Raw genomic sequence first — 17,532 nt, 5'->3', positions numbered from 1 at the left:
CGGCATCCCCCTGTCGTCGTGCCCCGCCGCACACCGCGATCCGCCGTGGGCGTGGCGTCGATCCCCTGGACGACGCCGTCCCCTGACGCCCACGGCGGGCCGGTGTCGCCCGTGCCCGCGACGCATGCCGCGGGACCGCCTGACCGCGCGCTCGTGCGGCCCGCGTCAGTCGCGAGCGCCGGCCGTCATTCGCGAGCGCCGTCCGTCATTCGCGAGCGCCGGCCGTCATTCGCGAGCGCCGGCCGTCATCCGCGAGCGCCGGCCGTCAGTCGCGAGCGCCCGCCGCGACCGTTCCCGGCCAGACGTACGGCAGGTCGTCCGGGTCGTCCGGGAACAGCGGCCGGTAGTGCTCCGGCGCCTTCTGCAGCAGCTTCGACCGGTGTGACCGGTGCAGCTCCTCGTCGTCGTTCCACGGCGGCACCGCGAACCGACCGGACGCGTACGCCTCGAGGTCCTCGGGCACGAGCGCCAGGTCCGCCACGGTCTTGTCACGACAGGTGTCCGGGTGCCCGCGCTCGACCCAGACCGCGCAGGTCGCGTCCTGGTACGCCATGAGCGCCGGTCGGTACCCCCGCCACATCGCGGTGACGGGGTGGTTCTGCCACCCGTACCCGGGGATCGTCAGCGCACGCATCACCTGGAGCGTCTCGACCCGCTGCTTGCCGAGTCGTCGGTCGTCGAGCACCTCGGCCGAAGCCCGGAAGTCCGCGAACGGCAGGAACGTCTGCATCGACCCGACCGTACGCGCCGCGCTCTGGCAGTGCTGCCCGACACATGCCGTCACACGCGCACCTCGGGCCCGCCCCGCGTGTGAGCATCGACGGCATGAGCGGAGAACTCGTCGTCGGTGTCAGCGGCAGCCCGTCCGACCCGTCCCGGACCTCGACCCTGGTCGCGGCGACCGTCGAGCGGCTCGGGCAGGAGATCGAGGACGCTCGGACCGAGACCGTGGAGATCGGCCCGCTCCTGGCGGACCTCGGTGCAGCCGGCTCGCGGGAGGCCATGGCGCCGGCGACGGTCCGCGCGCTCGAGCTCGTCGAGTCGGCCGACGTCCTCGTCGTGGGCAGCCCGGCCTTCCGCGCCGCCTACTCGGGCGCGTTCAAGCTCTTCTTCGACTGGGTCGGGCAGTACGACCTCGTCGACACCCCGGTGCTCCTCACGGCGACGGGCGGCAGCGACCGGCACGCCCTGCTCGTCGAGCACCAGATGCGGCCGCTGTTCGGCTTCTTCCAGTCGACGACGCTGCCGCTCGGGGTGTTCGGCAACGAGCGCGACTTCGCCAAGCGCGAGGGCGGGTACGACATCGCGAGCGTCGACCTCGAGCTCCGCATCGACCAGGCCGTCCGGCGGGCCGTCCCGATCATCCGCGGGGGCTTCGCCACGGCCGGCATGCCCGACGTGCGCCGTCCCGCCGAGTTCTAGCGGGCCGCGGGCCGCGGGCCGCGGGCCGCGGGCCGCCGTCGGCGCCGCCGGACGCCGTCCGATGGGCGGGGTCGCTCACCCCGTGCCGTCGCGACCATCAGGCGGACGGGAGGCGCGGGCCGGGCCCGCACCGTGCCTCCAGGCCGTCAGTCGGTGGGGTCCGCCACCAGCGACGCGACGTGCGCGACCGCGAGCCGGTACCCGTCGGCTCCAGCGCCGGCGATGACCGCCGTCGCCGCGGTCGCCACGTGGTCGACGTGCCGGAACGGCTCGCGCTTCCACGTGTTCGACAGGTGCACCTCGACGACGGGCACGGTGAGCGCCTCGACCGCGTCGTGGAGCGCCACCGACGTGTGCGCGTAGGCCGCGGGGTTGATCACCACCCCGACGAAGTCGTCGAGCGCCTCGTGCAGCCACTCCACGAGCTCGCCCTCGCGGTTGGTCTGGCGGAAGTCGGCCTCGAGCTCGTGGACCGCGGCCTCGGTGTGCACGATGGCCTCGATCTCGGCCAGGGTCGTCGTGCCGTACTGCGCCGGGTCGCGTCGGCCGAGGATGTCGAGGTTCGGGCCGTTGAGCACGAGGATGCGCGGGGCGGTCATGGGTCCGAGCCTAGCGAGCAGGCCGGGCGGGTGCCGGTACCAGCAGGAACATGCGCTGGCTATGTGAACGGTCACAAATCGGTGTAGCGTCTCCGTCCGGGCCGGCGGAGTTGTCGGCTGCAACACATCGACGTGGAGTGTGAATGGTTCTCGCGGCAGCGAACAGCGGGATCCGGCTCGACTTGGGCTGGGTCGACTACTTGATGATCATCGTGTACTTCGCGGTGGTGATCGGCATCGGGTTCACCGCTCGTCGGCAGGTGCGCACGAGCATGGACTTCTTCCTCTCGGGGCGGTCGATGCCGGCGTGGATCACGGGCCTGGCGTTCGTGTCCGCGAACCTCGGCGCGACCGAGATCCTCGGCATGGCGGCGAACGGCGCGCAGATCGGCATGGCGACCCTGCACTACTACCTCGTGGGTGCCGTGCCCGCGATGGTGTTCCTCGGGCTCGTGATGATGCCCTTCTACTACGGGTCGAAGGTCCGGAGCGTGCCCGAGTTCATGCTCCGCCGCTTCGGCAAGGCCCCGCACCTGGTGAACTCGATCGCCTTCGCGGTGTCGAACGTGCTCATCGCGGGCATCAACCTCTACGCGATGGCGATCGTCATCGAGGCGATGCTCGGCTGGCCGGAGTGGCTCGCGATCCTCGTGTCGGCGGCCTTCGTCCTCGCCTACATCACCCTCGGCGGCCTGAGCAGCGCGATCTACAACGAGGTCATGCAGTTCTTCGTGATCATCGCCGGCCTCGTTCCGCTGACCATCGTCGGCCTGCACCGCGTCGGGGGTTGGGGCGGTCTGACCGAGGCCATCAAGAACACCCAGGGCGTGCAGCACCTGCAGACCTGGGCCGGCACGGGCATCGGCGACGTGACGAACCCGATCGGTGCGAACTGGCTCGCGATCGTGCTCGGCCTCGGGTTCGTGCTCTCGTTCGGCTACTGGACGACGAACTTCACCGAGGTGCAGCGCGCCTTCTCCGCGAAGAACATGTCGGCCGCCCGCCGCACCCCGCTCATCGCGGCGCTCCCGAAGCTCTTCATCCCCTTCATCGTCGTCATCCCGGGCCTCATCGCGGCCGCGGTCGTCGGCAACCAGTTCGCCTCGGGTGCGCTCACCTACAACGACGCGATCCCGAAGCTCATCCAGATGTACCTGCCGACCGGCGTACTCGGCATCGCCGTCACGGGCCTCCTCGCCTCGTTCATGGCCGGCATGGCCGCGAACGTCTCGTCGTTCAACACCGTCTTCACGTACGACATCTGGCAGCGCTACATCAAGCCGAACATGCCCGACCTGCACTACCTGAAGACCGGGCGCTGGGTGACCGTCGCCGGTGTCCTCGTCGGCATCGGGACCGCGTTCCTCGCCGCGCAGGCCGGCAACATCATGACCTACATGCAGACGCTGTTCTCGTTCTTCAACGCACCGCTGTTCGGCGTCTTCATCCTCGGCCTGCTCTGGAAGCGGATGACGACCGCGGGCGCGCTCTGGGGGTACGTCCTCGGCATCATCGCGCCGACGATCACCTGGATCGCCTACCTCGTGAACCCGGAGCTGTTCGCGACCGCCACCGCGGAGACCCTCTACGGCGCGATCATCTCGTTCGTCACCGTGCTCGTCGTGGCCGTCGTCGTGTCGCTCGCGACCAAGCCGAAGGACGTCTCGGAGCTCGGCGGACTGGTGTACGGCGTCGGCAAGATCGACATGACCGCGGGGGCCGTGGCGACCGACACCGCGTGGTACCGCTCGCCCGCGCTGCTCGGCACCGTCGCCCTCGTGCTGTGCGTCGCCCTCTACCTCCCGTTCCTCTGATCCGCTCGAAGGAGATCGCTCATGCGTGACGACACCACCACGATGACCGAGGAGCAGCAGGCCCTCGTCCGTTCCACCCGCCGACTCGACCTGCGGCGCATCCTCGGAGGGCTCTTCGTCCTCTACGGCGTGATCACGACCATCGTCGGGATCGTGCACTGGAACACCGACCCGATCAAGACCGGCGGCATCCACATCAACCTGTGGGTCGGGCTCTCCCTGCTCGTCGGCGGGCTGCTGTTCTTCCTGTGGGACCGGCTGAACCCGGTGCCGGCGTCGGACATCATCGGCCAGGCCGAGGCCGAGGAGCACCAGAAGGCGGCCGGCGAGGGTCGCGACCTCGCCTGATCCCACCGCGTTCCGTCCGACGGCTGTCCGCTCCTGCGGGCGGCCGTCGGTCGTCCGGATGGGCTCCGGCCTGGAGGCGCGGCTCGCGTCCGCCCTGCCGGTCGCGGAATCCAGTGCTCGCGTTGACACGTTCAGCGATCGCGGCCTAGTATTGATATGTCGACCGCGTGCTGCTCGGTCGGAAGTGAGCCCCGGATACGCCTGCAGCCAGCGCGGGCCCGGGGTTTTGCGCTGTCCGGACCGGTCTCAGTTCACAAGGATGACTGTGGCGTCGACCGCTCGGTCGTAGCCCGCCATGTGCGCGCCGCACGCCAGATCGGCGAGGGCTGTCAGTGGCTCGTCAGCTCCGCGGATGTGCTCGTGCCGGATGCTCCTCCCGACACCGCGCCGCCGCAGCGCGTCGAGCATGGAACGATCGCCGTCATCGCCGGCCTTCCCGCGCGATTCGAGCACGAGGCGGTCGACCGCGCGCCGTTCGAGTTCCCACACGAGTCGTTCGAGGCAGTGGCGCCGACGGCGCTCGACCCTGGCAGCCGCACCGTCGTACCGGACGACGACGACCTCGACCGCTCGCCGGAGGAGGTCGAGCCACGAGATGCGCTGCGCCGGGAGGGCCTCGTACCAGTGGAGCTTCCGCATGCGTCGTGGCGTGGCGTCGCGGATGGCTGCCCGGGCCGATTCGCTCTCTTCCGAGGTGATCACGACGGCTGCGAGCACGTAGACGGTGTGGTCGAGCCCGCCACCTGGCTCGGATTCATCCACGTACGCCGTCCGCATCAGACCAGAATATTGTGTATCACCGCGGTTCCGGGTCTGATACGTGCTTGCGGAAGAGCAGTGGTGTTCGAGAGGTTCTGGGGGGAGCGAAGGAGCCCCCATGCCCACGATGGTGTTCATCAACCTGCCGGTCGCCGACCTCGACCGGTCGAAGTCCTTCTACGAGGCCCTCGGCTACCCGATCGACTCCGACTTCACCGACGAGACCGCCGCGTGCGCCGTGGTGAGCGACACCGTGTACGTGATGCTCCTCACGCACGCGAAGTTCGCCGAGTTCACGGACAAGACGATCGCCGACCCGGACACGATCGAGGTGATCAACTCCCTCAGCGCCGACTCGAAGGACGACGTGCACCGGGTCGTCGACGCCGCCGTCATGGCCGGTGGACACGAGGACCGCCCGGAGATGGACCTCGGCTTCATGTACCAGCGGAGTTTCACCGACCCCGACGGTCACCACTGGGAGCACGTCTGGATGGACCAGGCCGCGATGCAGGACGGCCCGCCGAGCGAGTAGCGGTCGTGTGTCGGCCGTGGACGCCAGGATGGGCTGGTGAGCACCGAGCCGACCGTCACGCCGCCGTCCCTCGTCGTGGGCGAGGACGGCCTCGCCCGCCCGGTGTGGGCATCGACCGACGCGTTGCTGCGCGACTACTACGACACGGAGTGGGGCATGCCCGTCCGTGACGAGCGGGGAGTGTTCGAGCGGCTGTCGCTCGAGGCGTTCCAGTCCGGCTTGTCCTGGCGGACGATCCTCGCGAAGCGCCCGGCGTTCCGGGCCGCGTTCGCCGACTTCGACCCGGACACCGTCGCCGAGTTCGGGGAGGACGACGTCGCGCGGCTGATGGCTGACGCGGGCATCGTGCGGAACCGGGCGAAGATCCTCGCGACCATCACGAACGCGAACGCGACGATCGCGCTCCGACAGGACGGCGGACTGGCCGACTTCGTCTGGTCGTTCCGACCCGACCGCACGCCCGAGCCGGTCACGTTCGCGGACGTCCCGACGACGTCCGACGAGTCGGTCGCGCTGTCGAAGGCGCTGCGGAAGCGGGGGTTCGCGTTCGTCGGGCCGACCACGATGTACGCGCTGATGGAGGCGCTCGGGATCGTCGACACGCACCTGGTCGGCAGCCACCGCCGAGGGACCTCGGGCGTCTGGGGCTGACCGGACCACCGGCGACCGGCAGGGCTACGGTCGGGGCATGACCTCCGGCCCGGCACCTGCTCCGCGCCACGTCCGGACCGTCCCGGTGCACCCGGTCGGTGCCGAGCAGGTCGCGGTGCCGCTCGACGCCGACGTTCCCGAACCCGTGGCCGACGGTGACGTCGCACCCGAGCACGACCCCGCGGAGGTCCGGATCGCGTTCCTGCTGTTCCCGGACCTCACCCAGCTCGACCTGACCGGACCCGCGCAGGTCCTCGCACGCGTGCCCGGCGCGGCCGTCGAGTACGTCGCGGCGACGCTCGACCCCATTCCGAGCGACTGTGGGCTCGCCCTGGTGCCCACCGCGACGTTCACGAGCGCGCGGGCCGCGGACGTGCTCGTCGTGCCGGGCGGAGCGGGGGCGTTCGAGGCGATGCTCGAACCCGCTGTGATCGAGTTCGTGCGACGGACGGCGGAGCAGGCGACCTGGGTGACGTCCGTGTGCACGGGCGCGTTCGTGCTCGGGGCTGCGGGGCTCCTCGCGGGCAAACGTGCGACGACCCACTGGGCCTCGAAGCCGATGCTCGCCGCGTTCGGCGCGGACCCGGTTGAGCAGCGCATCGTCGACGACGGCGCGGTCGTCACCGCGGCCGGGGTGAGCGCGGGCATCGACATGGCCCTGTGGTTGGCGGGCGAGCTCGCCGGACAGCCGGCGGCCGAGCGCATCCAGCTGCAGATCGAGTACGACCCGCAGCCACCGTTCGACGCCGGGTCGGCGGAACGGGCGGACGCCCGCCTCGTCACCGAAGCACGGGCCGCCGCCGAGGACACCCGCGGCGACCGGGTCGCCCGGGCCGCAGCGGCGGTGATCCGCTGACGCGGGACTCCCGCTAGCGGTTGCCCTTCGAGCCGCGCTTCGGCTTGCCCTTCATGCCGCGCTGCGTCTTGCCGCGCCCGGCCTTGCCACCGCCGGTCTTCCCGCTGGTGCCCTTCGTGGCGCCGCGCTTGGCCGTGGTGCGGCTGTTCGCCGCCGTCGCCTTGCCACCGCGCGAGCCGGAACCGGATGTGGAGCCGGAGCCGGCTGTCGACGGACGCGAGCCGGTCCCGTCGGCGCGATCCGTGCCCCTCCCACCCGGCACGGCCGTCCCGTCGCTGGCGCGACGGTCCGGAACCGGCGGGCGGGGCCCAGGCTGCTCCTGACCACCCCGGGAACTGTTCGCGGTCCGACCGCGGACGACGCCGATGAACTCCTCCGTGGTCTCCGAGGCGTCGACGGTCCGCCATGCGAGCAGGATGCGGGTTCCGGGAGCGCCCGCGAGCGTCCGGGCGACGAGGTCCTTCCGGCTCGCGGCGCGGAACAGCGACTGGGGGAGGACGGCGACCCCGACGTTCGCCTCGACCAGGTCGAGCGTCGCGTCCACGTCCGCCGGGACGGGACCCGCGTCGACCACGTGCACGTCCGTCGTCGCGAGGTCGACCTCGGTGTGCTCGGCGAGCGGTGAGTCCTTCGGCATGGCGACCACGGCGGTCTCGGTCCACAGCGGGATCGCGTCGTGGACGTCGGACACGGGCTCGCGGGCGAACACCATGTCCGCCTCGCCGGCGAGGGCGTCGTCCACCTCGTGTGCGCCGATCGGCCGCAGACGCAGCTCGACGTCGGGGAACCGCTCGCGCCAGACGCGGGCCCACTTCGCCGGGGAGACCCCGGGCACGAAGGCGATGGTGAGGGCCTCGGTCATGCAACCGAGCATAGGGGCCGTACCCTGGTGTGCATGGCGCAGGAACAGACCATGAAGCCCGAGACGGCCGCGAAGAAGCTCGGCATCCTGCTGTCGGCCGCCCCGGAGTCCTTCCGCGGTGCGCCGATCAGCAGGACCGCGTTCGACGAGCTCCGCACCGAGCCGCCGGCGTGGCTCGAGGACCTCCGACGCGACGGCCCCCACCCGCGACCGGTCGTGGCGCAGAAGCTCGGCGTGTCGATCTCCGGCCTCGGCCGGGCCGGCATCGACGAGCCGCTGACGACGGCCGAGATCAAGACGCTGCTGCAGGAGAAGCCCGAGTGGCTCGTCCGCGAGCGGGAGACCCAGGCCGCGGTGCACGCCGAGAACGCCCGGGTGAAGCAGGAGCGCGCAGCCAAGGCCGCCCGCTCGCAGGACTGACCAGCACCCTCCCGAAGCCGATGACCGCCGTCCACGAGACCGTCGCCGACGCGATGCTCGTCGTGCCGCAGTTCGCATCGGTGTGTTGCATCGTCGGTGACCGGTACCGCCCGCGGGTCGCCGTGGTCGTCCCGGCGACGGTGATGCTCGTCGCGATGCTGCTCCCGGTCCTCCATGCGGGGGCGGTGTGGACGCTCCTCGCCGCGACGGTGCTGCTCCTGCTCGCACCGCTGCCCGTGGTGCGGCGGCGTCGAGCGGACGGCCGCCGCGCCGAGCCGATGGACGTGCACCGGGCGTTGTCGGCGGTCGTCATGGCCGGGATGCTGCTGATGGGACACGCGACCGGTGCCGTCGACGGGCACGCTGGTCGCGGCATCGCGCTCACCGCGGTGCTCGGCGCCGGCGTGGTCGGCTACTGCGCGTTCAGCGGCTGGCTCCTCCGGTACGAGTGGGCGCAGGAGGACCGTCGAGCCATCCGGAGCGGCGAGGTCTTCGCGATGACGGTCGCCGTCGTCGGGATGACCCTCGCCATGTGACTCCCGTCAGGCCCCTGAGGAGGCGTCGGCGTCGTCCGCTGTGAGGCGTTCCCGGGCGGACCGCAGCGTGTCCTTCGGCACCGGCGGCACCCCGCGGCGCAGGCCCCGCACGCCGACGACGCCCAGCACCGCCGTCGCCACGGCGAACACCACGAAGACGATGCCCGTCGCAGCCCACAGCGGGAGGGCGAGCGCGAGTGCCGCCACGGCGAACCCCGCGAGCAGGACCGAGGTCGTCAGGGCTGCGCCGACCGCGGCGCCCACGAGCACGAGTCCGGTCCTCGCGCCGCCGACGCGGTCCCGGACCTCCTGACGGGCTGCCGCGACCTCCTCGCGGACCGCGCGGATCACGGGCTCGAGGGCCTTCTGGACGAGTCCGGCGGTCACCGTGTCGCGGAAGGACGGCTTGGTCGTGGGTTCGTCGTCGCTGGCCATGGGTGCTCCTGTCGTCCGGTCCGGGCGGCCCGTCAGGTCCGGGCTGCTCGGCGGTCCGTCGACGCGGACCGTTCCCGCCATCATGGCCACGGCGCCTGCGACCGTGCCGGGCCGGCTGTCCCGCGCGCGGGAAGCGGCGGACGCGCGGCTCGCGGTCGGCGCGGTACCGTCGAGGCATGTCCGAGCGTGCTGTCCGCCGTCCCGACCAGACCCCGCGGTTCGACGAGGTCGACGAGCGCATCCTGTGGACCCTCGCCGAGGACGCGCGCATCCCGAACAACCGGCTCGCCGCGGCGGTCGGCATCGCGCCGTCGACGTGCCTCGCCCGGGTCCGGGCACTCGAGGACGCCGGGGTGGTCCGCGGCTACCGGGCCGACGTCGACGTGGCGCGTCTGGGGTTCTCGATCGAGGCGATGGTCTCGGTGCGGGTGCACGCGGCGGCGCGGCACGAGTTGCGGGAGTTCGCGAAACGGCTGCTGCGGGTCCCGGTCGTGCAGGACGTGTCGTTCCTCGCCGGGGACAAGGACTTCCTCGTCCACATCGCCTGTACCTCGACGGAACAGCTCCGGGACTTCGTGGCGGACGAGTTGAGCGGCGACCCGTCAGTGGCGACGACGCAGACGAACATCGTCTTCGAGCGGCTCGTCGCGGACCGGACGCACCAGGGGCGCTCGTTCGACGAACTCCGTCGCTGGCGCGCCTGACCGGTCCGTGGCCGCGGTGTCGTGGCGCACCCCACAGCGCCGCGCTCAGCGCACGAGCACCATCGGGACGTGCGGGATGCGGTCCTCGAGGTAGCCCTCGCCGTCCCGGACGAAGCCGAACCGGCCGTACCACTCCTCGAGGTGCGCCTGGGCGCCGAGCAGGATCCGCGACGCGCGTGCCTCGGCGATCGCGGACTCCATGAGTCGCCCGGCGAGACCCTGCCCGCGCGCGTGCCGCGCCGTGGCCACGCGTCCGATCCGCTCGCTCCCGTCCGGCTCGCGGAGCAGCCGCACCGTCGCGTCGACCGATCCTCGTCCGGCCCAGAACTGGACGGTTCCCGGCTCCATGTCCCGCCCGTCGATGTCGGGGTACGCGCACTCCTGCTCGACGACGAACACGTCCTGCCGGAGCCGGAGGATCTCGTGCAGCGTCACCGGGTCGAGGTTGCGGGAGGGAGCACTGAAGATCGGGGTCAATTCCGGCCTTTCCTGACGTTTTCCCACGAAACCGGATGCGGAATCGGGCGGACGGGCGTACCGTACCGGCCAACCACTCTACGTGCGCAGCCGAGATCAGGAGGTGAGCGCATGGACCAGGCGATGCGTGCACCCCTCAGCGCGCTGATCCGGTACGTCCTGCTGGGCGTCGGGATCGCTGCTGCCCTCGTGCTGCTCACCCTCGTCTTCGGCGTGCGCTCCGCTTCGGCGTCGACCGCCGCGCCGGCGACGAACACCTCGTCCGCAGACCGCGGAGGCCTGCTGGGCGGCGTCACCGACGGGCTCGGCACGACCCTGCACGGGGTCTCGAGCGGCGTCGGGACGGTCGTCGGCGAGGTCGTCGAACCGGTCCGCACGGCCGTCGCCCCGACGCCCCCCGCTCCGGTCCGCCCCGCGCCGGAGCCGGCGCCGCAACAATCGGCTCCGGCTCCGGCTCCGGCTGCGCCCGCACCGGCAACCCATGCACCGACACCGGCCGCGCCAGCGCCGGCCGCTACCAGCCCCGCCGCTCCCGCCCCGGCAGCACCGGTGCCGTCCGTGTCGGCGCCCTCCGGAAGCGCGTCCGCACCCTCCGTCTCGTCCGGGTCCGCGACCGAGGCGAGCACTGCCTCCCGGCCGCTCACCGGCAGCGTCGCCGCCGTGCTGCGCCCCGTCACGGGAACCGTGCACGACCTCGCGACGACACGTCCGGTGACGGGTCTCGTCGACGAGCTCGACCACCTCGTCGGCGGCCTGCCCCGTCGTCGGTCCGGTGGTCGGCGACGACACCCTCGGCACGGTCACCGGTCCGGTGACCGGCATCGTGGACGACACGCTCGGCGGCGTCGGTTCGACGGTCGGCAGCCTTCCCGGCGTCGTCGACGGTTCGACGCCGGTGCTGCCGAGTGGTCCGCTCCTCCCGGGCGGCGCGCTGCCGCCCGTCGCGACGACCCTGCCTGGAGGCGCGGTGCCGGTCGCTGGGACCGTCCCGCCCCCGGCAGGCTCCGCAACGCACGGGTCGTCCGTCCGCGACGGCGACCCCGCGCTCCAGACGGCCGGACCGGCCGGACCGGCCGGACCGGCCGCCGGAGCGGGCACGATCACGTCGTCGTCGGCCGCGACGGTTCGGGCCGCCGCGGCCGACGACGCGTCCTCGAACGTCGTCGACCCGGTGGTCGTCGGCGGCCGTGCGCTCGTCGTGCCCCAGGGCGGCGGCCCGGTGCACCAGCCGGCGGAGGGCCCGGCGGGGACGGCCTCCACGAGCGGTGCCGGCGCGGGTTCCCCGACCGGTGCAGCCGTCGGCGCCCTCGGCGCCGCGAGCACCCAGTTCTCCCTCGCCGCCGGGTCACGCGGCACCCTCGTCGACGACGCGATCCCCGCGTCCCCGGTCGACGACCACGACGTCGCCCCTGATTGAGATCGGTGCGCCTGTCCGCCACGGCAGGCACGCACACACCCGACCGTGACCGCGGTCGGGAACAGATCTCGATCAGGGAGTGAACGACCATGAACAAGTACGTCTCCAGAGGGCTCTGGTTCGCCCTCTTCGTCGGCGGCCTGACCCTCGGAGGAGCCGCGGCCGCGAACGCCGCCACCACCTCCGGAGCGGACGGAGTCGTCTCGGGCACGCAGGTCGCCCCGTCCGTCGACGCCCCGGTGTCCGCCACCGGGAACGCCTTCGGCATCCTCGGCGACGCGGTCTCCACGGCGACCGGTCCGGGCACCGCGTCCACCGCATCGCCCAGGGGCACCACCTCGACCGGTGCAGCCCCGACGACCTCCGGAGCGGACGGCACGGCCTCGGGCACGCAGGTCGCGCCGGACGTCACCATCCCGGTGACGGTGTCCGGCAACGCGGTCGGCGTCGCAGGTGACGCCACCGCCACCGGAGCGTCGGCACCCGCCGCGCCCGCCTCGGCGCCCACGACCTCGGCCGTCCCGGCGCCGAGCACGTCCGGCTCGGACGGGACGGCCTCCGGCACGCAGGTCGCGCCGGTGGTTTCGGTACCGGTGACGGTGTCGGGCAACGGGATCGGAGCGCTGGGCGACGGCACGAGCACGGGTTCGTCGACCGCGTCGGCTCCGGCTCCGGCTCAGTCGTCGGGTTCGGCGCCGAGCACGTCGGGCTCGGACGGGACGGCCTCGGGCACGCAGGTCGCGCCGGTGGTTTCGGTACCGGTGACGGTGTCGGGCAACGGGATCGGGGTCGTCGGTGACGGTACGAGCTCGGGTTCGACCTCCGGTACGGGTACGGCGGGTTCGACCCCGTCGGCCGGTGGGACGACGGATGGTTCGGACGGGATCGGCTCGGGCACGCAGGTGACGCCGGTGATCGGTGTGCCGGTGACGGTCGGCGGCAACGGGATCGGGGTCGTCGGTGACGGTACGAGCTCGGGTTCGACCTCCGGTACGGGTTCGGCGGGTTCGACGCCGTCGGCCGGTGGGACGACGGATGGTTCGGACGGGATCGGTTCGGGCACGCAGGTCGCCCCGGTGATCTCCCTGCCCGTCACCATCGGCGGCAACGGGATCGGCATCGTCGGTGACGGCACGAGCTCGGGTTCGACCTCCGGCACGGGTACGGCGGGTTCGACGCCGTCGGCCGGTGGGACGACGGATGGTTCGGACGGGATCGGTTCGGGCACGCAGGTCGCCCCGGTGATCTCCCTGCCCGTCACCATCGGCGGCAACGGGATCGGCATCGTCGGTGACGGCACCAGCACGACGCCGACCACGCCCGGCACCGGGACCGACCCGGGGACCGGCACGGACCCCGGGACGGGCACGGACCCGGGGACCGGCACGGACCCGGGTACCGGCACCGACCCGGGCACGGGCACGAACCCCGGGACCGGCGGCACGCCGGGCACCGGGAGCACCCCCGGAACCGGGACCGGCACGACCACCGGTGTGGTGCCCGTGACGGCGACCGTCCCGGTGACCGCGGCCGTCGCGACGGACACGACCCGTGCCTCCCGGACGGCGACCGTCGCCGCGGCGACCACGACCGGGAGCACCGCGACCGGGCTGGCGTACACGGGAGCGCCGTCGCCGGCGCTGCCGCTGACCGCCGCACTGCTCCTGCTCCTCGCGGGGGCCGGAGTGCTGACGCTGCGCCGTCGGTACTGACCGAGCCGATTGCTGACCGGAGCGCCGGGACCACCACCGCGGTGGTCCCGGCGCTCCGCCGAACTGTGAACGGTCCGAACGTCGACTGGAAAGCGGTGATGCCCATCCTGTGAGCAGTGGAAGCGCTCCGGGGGCTGCTCGGCAGCCCGGCAGGGCCACGATTGGCACGTGCTCCACGAACTCCTGCGCCTCAAGATCACGGACTCCGACGTCCTCGTCCCGGTCGACGTGGTCGCCGGTCTCCTCGTGCTCTGGGCGCTCGTCGTCCGCCCGTGGTCGCTGCGGCGGTTCCTCGTCCGGATCGGTGCGATGGTCGTCGGTGCGGTCGTCGGCCTCGGCCTGGTCTGGTGGTTCGGCGACGTCCAGGACGCCTTCGGCGTCGCGTTCACCCCCATCACCCGGATGTGGGTCGCCTTCGCGGTCGCGAGCATCGCGCTCCTGGTCACCGTGGCCGTCCAGGGTGGCTGGGGTCGACGGGTCGTTGCGCTCGCGGCGGCGGGCGCCGTCGTCCTCGCCGCCGGGCTCGGGGTCAACGTCGACTTCGGTTTCTACAAAGACATCCAGCAGGCGCTCGTGACGAACCCCTACCCGTACGAGGACCTGCCGGCGCTCGCCAGCGGACCCTCGACCCGGCCCGCGCTCGATCCGTCGGGGTGGCACGCTCCGGCCGGCATGCCGACGAAGGGCGAGACCATCAGCGTGCGCATCCCGGCCACGGTGTCGCACTTCCACGCACGCAAGGCCGTCGTCTGGCTGCCGCCCGCGGCCCGGACCGCCCACCCGCCGACCCTGCCGGTGATCGTCGCGCTGTCCGGGCAACCGGGCGAGCCGTCCGACCTCTTCCAGACCGGCAACATGGCGACCTACCTCGACCGCTACGCTGCTACCCACGACGGGCTGGCCCCGATCGTGGTCGCCCCTGACCAGCTCGGCGCCCCCAACCGCAACCCGATGTGCGTCGATTCCCGACGCCTCGGCCGGAGCGAGACGTACATCATGACGGACACCGTCGACTGGATCCGGAAGCACCTGCCGGTGTCCGCGGCGCCGTCCGGTTGGGCGGTCGCGGGGTTCTCCGAGGGCGCCACCTGCGCGATGCAGTTCTCCTCCGAGTTCCCCGACGTCTTCGGCACCACCCTGGCGATCTCGAGCGAGCCCGCGCCGCTGACCGGGAGCGTCCAGAACAGCATCGCGGTGGCGTTCGACGGCTCCGCGGCGAGGTACCGGGCAGCGGCCCCGGCAGCCCTGATGGCGGCGCACGGGCGGTACGTCGACCACCTCACCGTCTTCGGCGTCGGTCAGGACGATGCCCCGTACCGGAAGTCGACCGCGATGCTCGACGCGGCCTCGCGCAAGGTGGGCATCGCGACGCAGGTGATCGTCTCCCCGGGGTCGGCGCACGACTGGAACACGGTGCGTTACGTCCTCGCGCACGGCCTCCCGGCCGTGATCGCCCACCTCGGTCTGCCCGCGAGCGGTGCCCTGTGAGCCCGCAGACCCGGGCGCTGCCCGAGCGCGCCCTCCGGACCGTCCGACGTTCCCCGGTCACCGCGGTCATCGTGCTGCTCGTCCTCGTCACGTCGGTCTCGGCCGTCGTGCTCCGCGTGCAGCACGGCGCCGTCCCCTCGTCCTTCGGCCCCTTCCGGGTGTTCGCCGCGTCGACCGGCGTCGTCGCGATGCTCGTCACGATCGCGGGCGTGGTGGTGCTCGTCGGCGCCTCCGAACGACTCATGGGGTCGTGGCGGACGGTCGTCGCGTTCGTCGTCACGACCGTCGTCGGCACCGGGGTCGGCGCGTTGACCGCGTTCGTCGACACCGACGACCGCAACGTCGGCGGGCTGCTCCTCGGCCGGGCGACGAGCTTCGACCCGTGGACCGCCATCGTCGGCACCATCGTCACCGCGAGCGCCTTCGCCGGGACCCTCTGGCGGCGCCGGATCCGGGTGAACGCGCTCGCGGTCGTCGCGGCGCTCCTGCTCTACGCCGGGCACGTCTCCGACCTCTACGCGGTCCTCGCGGCGGGGGCCGGCTGGGTGCTGGGCGAACTGCTCCGCCGCACGCCGAAGCGCACGGGTTGGGTCCGCAGCTCCCACCGCGAGACCCGGGTCCTGCTCGGCACGGTCGTGCTCGTGTCGGCGGTCGGGCCGGTGATCGCGCTGGTCTCCCGGGCCCGCGTCGGACTGCTCGCGCCACTCGCCGCCGTCGTGGGCGCAGGTCCGGTGAGTCCGGTTCGCGGGTGTCGTGCGGACGGGGTCGCGGGGGAGTGCCTCCGCGGGCTGCTGTCGTTCCGGGCGACCGACCCGTGGACGCTCGTGCTCGCCGTGGCGCCGCTGCTCGTCCTGCTCGTCGGCGGGCTCGGGCTCTTCCGGGGCAGCCGGTTCGCCGTCTGGCTCGTCGTCGTGGTCGACACCGTGACCGCGGTCGCCGCCGCGGTCACGTACGGCCTGGTGCCGGGACGCGTCACGGCCCTGCACGGCTTCGAGGACCAGTTCGTGGTGGACGTCTCGATCGTCGCGTCGGTCGTCGTGCCGGTCGCGACCGCGGTCGTGCTCGTCATCCTCCGGCGCTCCTTCACCGTCCTGCCCTCCCGCCGGCGTGTGGTCGGCTTCGCCGTCACCGTCGGGGCGTCGGCGCTCGTGCTCGTCACGATCGTCCTCGTGGTGGCCGCGTCCTCGCCCGCCCGCGTCGAGGACCCGGTCCGTCTGGCGCTCGCCGCCCTCGGCCCGCTCGCCCCGGTGTCGTTCTGGGACCGCCTGCCGTCGCTCGACCCAGCCCTCCGACTGGTCGTCGGACTCATCGGGCCGGTGCTCTGGGTCGTCGTGGCCCTCGCCGCGGTCCGTCCCACCGGCGCCGTCGAGCCGGACACCGACGCGGACGGCTCCCGCGCGGACCGCGAGCGTGCGCGGGCACTCCTGCTCGCCGGCGGCGGCGACACGTTCGGGTGGATGACGACCTGGCAGGGGAACCAGTACTGGTTCGCGGCCGACGGCCGTGCCGGGGTGGCGTTCCGTCGGAACGGCGCCGTCGCGGTCACCGTGGGTGGCCCGTTCGGCTGGTCGGACGCGCGGGAGCGGGCCCTGACCGACTTCGCCCGCTGGTGCGACGACAACGGGTGGACGGCCGCGTTCTACGGCATCGAGGCCGACCTCGCCGCGCACCTCGCCCCGCAGGGATGGGGCACGCTGCCGGTCGCCGAGGACGCCGACTTCGACCCGCGGACGTGGACGACGAGCGGCAAGAAGAAGCAGGACGTCCGCACGGCCGTGAACAAGGCACGGCGCGAGGGGATCACCGCGACCTGGTCCTCGTGGCAGGACCTCCCGGTGTCGACCGTCCGGCAGATCGAGGCGATCTCCGAGGAGTGGGTCGCCGAGCGCGAGCTGCCCGAGATGGGCTTCACCCTCGGCGGCGTCGACGAGATGCGCGACCCTGCGGTGCGGACCCTCGTCGCGCAGGACGCCGAGAGCACCGTCCTCGCGGTCACGAGCTGGCTGCCGAGCCACCGGGACGGCCGGGTCGTCGGGTGGACGCTCGACGTGATGCGGCGGACCGAGCACGCGCCGAACGGGGTGATGGAGTTCCTCGTCGCCAGCGCCGCCGAGCAGATGCGCGACGACGGGGTCGAACGGCTCAGTCTGTCCGCGGCGCCGCTCGCCCAGGTGTCCGCCCCGGACGCCCCGGCGGACGGCGTGCAGAACCTCCTCGAACTCGTGGGCGGGGTGCTCGAGCCGGTGTACGGGTTCCGGTCGCTGCTGCGCTTCAAGCAGAAGTTCGGTCCGGAGCTGCACCCGCTCGTGCTCGCGTACCCGGACCCGGTGGCGCTGCCGTCGATCGGCATCGCGGTCGTCCGCGCGTACCTGCCCGACCTGTCGTTCCGGCAGGCGGTCGCGTTCGCGCGCGGGCGCGGCTGACCGACGCACGCCCTGACGGCCGGGCGCGGTCCGCTCAGCGGTGACGCGCCAGCGTCACGCGGACCGCGCCGACC

General features: G+C 72.7%; 19 protein-coding genes. 13 read left to right on the top strand and 6 right to left on the bottom strand.

The features are described 5' to 3' along the window. Window positions 1-265: 265 nt before the first annotated feature. Window positions 266-730: an MSMEG_6728 family protein gene (locus IEY20_RS03630; RefSeq protein WP_022903677.1), complete on the bottom strand. Its 465-nt coding sequence runs from the start codon at window positions 728-730 to the stop codon at window positions 266-268. Window positions 731-825: 95 nt separating this feature from the next. Here IEY20_RS03630 and IEY20_RS03625 point away from each other — a divergent pair, with 95 nt between their 5' ends. Further along, window positions 826-1,422: an NAD(P)H-dependent oxidoreductase gene (locus IEY20_RS03625; protein WP_031273517.1), complete on the top strand. Its 597-nt coding sequence runs from the start codon at window positions 826-828 to the stop codon at window positions 1,420-1,422. Window positions 1,423-1,568: 146 nt separating this feature from the next. On the opposite strand, the gene aroQ is transcribed toward IEY20_RS03625, so the two are convergent. Continuing rightward, window positions 1,569-2,021 carry a type II 3-dehydroquinate dehydratase gene (gene aroQ, locus IEY20_RS03620; RefSeq protein ID WP_022903679.1) on the bottom strand — a complete coding sequence of 151 codons (453 nt, stop codon included), beginning with the start codon at window positions 2,019-2,021 and terminating at the stop codon, window positions 1,569-1,571. Between the two features lie 143 nt (window positions 2,022-2,164). Between aroQ and IEY20_RS03615 the strand changes: the two genes are divergently transcribed. Further along, the gene (locus tag IEY20_RS03615) at window positions 2,165-3,835 is read left to right on the top strand and encodes a sodium:solute symporter family protein (protein ID WP_175329508.1); all 1,671 of its coding nucleotides are present in this window, start codon (window positions 2,165-2,167) and stop codon (window positions 3,833-3,835) included. 21 nt (window positions 3,836-3,856) lie between these two features. After that, on the top strand, window positions 3,857-4,183 hold the full coding sequence (locus tag IEY20_RS03610; RefSeq protein ID WP_175329507.1) for a hypothetical protein: 327 nt from the start codon (window positions 3,857-3,859) through the stop codon (window positions 4,181-4,183). A gap of 246 nt (window positions 4,184-4,429) precedes the next feature. On the opposite strand, the gene IEY20_RS03605 is transcribed toward IEY20_RS03610, so the two are convergent. Then, window positions 4,430-5,080, bottom strand: a complete 651-nt coding sequence (locus IEY20_RS03605; protein WP_175329506.1) for a DUF3800 domain-containing protein — start codon at window positions 5,078-5,080, stop codon at window positions 4,430-4,432. Here IEY20_RS03605 and IEY20_RS03600 point away from each other — a divergent pair. Genes IEY20_RS03600 through IEY20_RS03590 form a run of 3 tightly spaced genes read left to right on the top strand, consistent with a single transcriptional unit; the run spans window position 5,061 to window position 6,984 of the window. Continuing rightward, window positions 5,061-5,477: a VOC family protein gene (locus tag IEY20_RS03600; RefSeq protein ID WP_175329505.1), complete on the top strand. Its 417-nt coding sequence runs from the start codon at window positions 5,061-5,063 to the stop codon at window positions 5,475-5,477. The genes IEY20_RS03605 and IEY20_RS03600 overlap by 20 nt on opposite strands. A gap of 36 nt (window positions 5,478-5,513) precedes the next feature. Continuing rightward, entirely contained in the window at window positions 5,514-6,128 is a 615-nt protein-coding gene (locus tag IEY20_RS03595; RefSeq protein ID WP_175329504.1) for a DNA-3-methyladenine glycosylase I, read from the top strand. A gap of 37 nt (window positions 6,129-6,165) precedes the next feature. Then, complete coding sequence (locus tag IEY20_RS03590; protein WP_188888913.1) at window positions 6,166-6,984, top strand: DJ-1/PfpI family protein; 819 nt, start codon at window positions 6,166-6,168, stop codon at window positions 6,982-6,984. A 13-nt stretch (window positions 6,985-6,997) separates the two neighbouring features. On the opposite strand, the gene IEY20_RS03585 is transcribed toward IEY20_RS03590, so the two are convergent. Continuing rightward, a complete protein-coding gene (locus IEY20_RS03585) occupies window positions 6,998-7,846 on the bottom strand; it encodes a LysR family transcriptional regulator substrate-binding protein (RefSeq protein WP_022903684.1) in 849 nt (282 codons plus the stop codon). Between the two features lie 33 nt (window positions 7,847-7,879). On the opposite strand from IEY20_RS03585, the gene IEY20_RS03580 reads away from it, so the two are divergent. Both IEY20_RS03580 and IEY20_RS03575 read left to right on the top strand, forming a co-directional pair. Then, complete coding sequence (locus IEY20_RS03580; RefSeq protein ID WP_175329502.1) at window positions 7,880-8,266, top strand: DUF5997 family protein; 387 nt, start codon at window positions 7,880-7,882, stop codon at window positions 8,264-8,266. A 20-nt stretch (window positions 8,267-8,286) separates the two neighbouring features. Then, a complete protein-coding gene (locus tag IEY20_RS03575; RefSeq protein ID WP_175329501.1) occupies window positions 8,287-8,802 on the top strand; it encodes a hypothetical protein in 516 nt (171 codons plus the stop codon). Between the two features lie 6 nt (window positions 8,803-8,808). Here IEY20_RS03575 and IEY20_RS03570 read toward each other — a convergent pair whose 3' ends face one another. Next, on the bottom strand, window positions 8,809-9,237 hold the full coding sequence (locus IEY20_RS03570; RefSeq protein ID WP_022903687.1) for a phage holin family protein: 429 nt from the start codon (window positions 9,235-9,237) through the stop codon (window positions 8,809-8,811). Between the two features lie 176 nt (window positions 9,238-9,413). Between IEY20_RS03570 and IEY20_RS03565 the strand changes: the two genes are divergently transcribed. Then, window positions 9,414-9,941 carry an Lrp/AsnC family transcriptional regulator gene (locus IEY20_RS03565; RefSeq protein ID WP_175329500.1) on the top strand — a complete coding sequence of 176 codons (528 nt, stop codon included), beginning with the start codon at window positions 9,414-9,416 and terminating at the stop codon, window positions 9,939-9,941. A 45-nt stretch (window positions 9,942-9,986) separates the two neighbouring features. Here the strand turns inward: IEY20_RS03565 and IEY20_RS03560 are convergent, their stop codons facing one another. After that, window positions 9,987-10,418 (bottom strand): GNAT family N-acetyltransferase, encoded by a 432-nt coding sequence (locus IEY20_RS03560; RefSeq protein WP_022903689.1) that lies wholly within the window; start codon window positions 10,416-10,418, stop codon window positions 9,987-9,989. 772 nt (window positions 10,419-11,190) lie between these two features. Between IEY20_RS03560 and IEY20_RS03555 the strand changes: the two genes are divergently transcribed. The 4 genes from IEY20_RS03555 (at window position 11,191) to IEY20_RS03540 (ending at window position 17,458) form a co-directional block, all read left to right on the top strand. Then, on the top strand, window positions 11,191-11,835 hold the full coding sequence (locus IEY20_RS03555) for a hypothetical protein (RefSeq protein ID WP_188888911.1): 645 nt from the start codon (window positions 11,191-11,193) through the stop codon (window positions 11,833-11,835). Window positions 11,836-11,924: 89 nt separating this feature from the next. Continuing rightward, window positions 11,925-13,547 (top strand): hypothetical protein, encoded by a 1,623-nt coding sequence (locus IEY20_RS03550; protein WP_229727850.1) that lies wholly within the window; start codon window positions 11,925-11,927, stop codon window positions 13,545-13,547. A gap of 168 nt (window positions 13,548-13,715) precedes the next feature. After that, a complete protein-coding gene (locus tag IEY20_RS03545) occupies window positions 13,716-15,035 on the top strand; it encodes an alpha/beta hydrolase (protein WP_175329498.1) in 1,320 nt (439 codons plus the stop codon). Then, the gene (locus IEY20_RS03540) at window positions 15,032-17,458 is read left to right on the top strand and encodes a bifunctional lysylphosphatidylglycerol flippase/synthetase MprF (RefSeq protein WP_175329497.1); all 2,427 of its coding nucleotides are present in this window, start codon (window positions 15,032-15,034) and stop codon (window positions 17,456-17,458) included. The genes IEY20_RS03545 and IEY20_RS03540 overlap by 4 nt, the downstream gene beginning before the upstream one ends. Window positions 17,459-17,532: the final 74 nt, after the last annotated feature.

The organism is Curtobacterium luteum (assembly GCF_014646995.1).
Lineage (GTDB): Bacteria > Actinomycetota > Actinomycetes > Actinomycetales > Microbacteriaceae > Curtobacterium > Curtobacterium luteum.
This window is presented reverse-complemented; position numbering and strand designations above follow the sequence as displayed.

Excerpts from the sequence above, each read along its gene's own strand:
- IEY20_RS03630 (WP_022903677.1), bottom strand. The coding sequence starts at position 730 with ATGCAGACGTTCCTGCCGTTCGCGGACTTCCGGGCTTCGGCCGAGGTG.
- IEY20_RS03625 (WP_031273517.1), top strand. The coding sequence starts at position 826 with ATGAGCGGAGAACTCGTCGTCGGTGTCAGCGGCAGCCCGTCCGACCCG.
- aroQ (WP_022903679.1), bottom strand. The coding sequence starts at position 2,021 with ATGACCGCCCCGCGCATCCTCGTGCTCAACGGCCCGAACCTCGACATC.
- IEY20_RS03615 (WP_175329508.1), top strand. The coding sequence starts at position 2,165 with ATGGTTCTCGCGGCAGCGAACAGCGGGATCCGGCTCGACTTGGGCTGG.
- IEY20_RS03610 (WP_175329507.1), top strand. The coding sequence starts at position 3,857 with ATGCGTGACGACACCACCACGATGACCGAGGAGCAGCAGGCCCTCGTC.
- IEY20_RS03600 (WP_175329505.1), top strand. The coding sequence starts at position 5,061 with ATGCCCACGATGGTGTTCATCAACCTGCCGGTCGCCGACCTCGACCGG.
- IEY20_RS03605 (WP_175329506.1), bottom strand. The coding sequence starts at position 5,080 with ATGAACACCATCGTGGGCATGGGGGCTCCTTCGCTCCCCCCAGAACCT.
- IEY20_RS03590 (WP_188888913.1), top strand. The coding sequence starts at position 6,166 with ATGACCTCCGGCCCGGCACCTGCTCCGCGCCACGTCCGGACCGTCCCG.
- IEY20_RS03585 (WP_022903684.1), bottom strand. The coding sequence starts at position 7,846 with ATGACCGAGGCCCTCACCATCGCCTTCGTGCCCGGGGTCTCCCCGGCG.
- IEY20_RS03580 (WP_175329502.1), top strand. The coding sequence starts at position 7,880 with ATGGCGCAGGAACAGACCATGAAGCCCGAGACGGCCGCGAAGAAGCTC.
- IEY20_RS03575 (WP_175329501.1), top strand. The coding sequence starts at position 8,287 with ATGACCGCCGTCCACGAGACCGTCGCCGACGCGATGCTCGTCGTGCCG.
- IEY20_RS03570 (WP_022903687.1), bottom strand. The coding sequence starts at position 9,237 with ATGGCCAGCGACGACGAACCCACGACCAAGCCGTCCTTCCGCGACACG.
- IEY20_RS03565 (WP_175329500.1), top strand. The coding sequence starts at position 9,414 with ATGTCCGAGCGTGCTGTCCGCCGTCCCGACCAGACCCCGCGGTTCGAC.
- IEY20_RS03550 (WP_229727850.1), top strand. The coding sequence starts at position 11,925 with ATGAACAAGTACGTCTCCAGAGGGCTCTGGTTCGCCCTCTTCGTCGGC.